The following is a 507-nucleotide window of genomic DNA, read 5'->3' as shown; positions in this document are numbered from 1 at the left end:
ACCCAGCGGTCGATCTCCCGGCCGTTTGCGTCGATCTGCAGTTCGTGCCGGAACATCTCCTGGGTCGTGATCAGGTTGTCGCTGACGCCGGTGATTTCCGTGATCGAGACCAGCACGCGGCGGCCGCTGCCCAGTCGCGAGATCTGCACGATGAAGTCGATCGCACTGGCAATCTGGCGGCGAAGGCTGTCCTCGCTGCCCTGGAAGCCGGCGAAACCTGCCAGCATCTCGATGCGGTACAGGCAATCACGCGGTGAATTGGCATGGATGGTCGCCATCGAGCCGTCGTGGCCGGTGTTCATCGCCTGCAGCATTTCCAGCACCTCGGCGCCACGGACTTCGCCGACCACGATGCGGTCCGGGCGCATGCGCAGGCTGTTGCGCACCAGGTCGCGGATGCTCACCGCACCATGGCCTTCGGCGCCGCCGATACGGCTTTCCAGACGCACCACGTGCGGGTGGTTGAGCGACAGTTCGGCAGTGTCCTCGACGGTGATCACGCGCTCA

General features: G+C 64.9%; 1 protein-coding gene. It reads right to left on the bottom strand.

The window, feature by feature from the left end; genetic code table 11:
- Positions 1 to 507, bottom strand: a 507-nt coding sequence (locus ACYVEA_RS34905; protein WP_461117948.1) for a CpaF family protein, incomplete at both ends; no start/stop codon positions are given.

The organism is Spirosoma jeollabukense (assembly GCF_054777855.1).
Note: the sequence above shows the minus strand (reverse complement) of the source record. Positions and strands in the feature narration are given on the sequence as shown.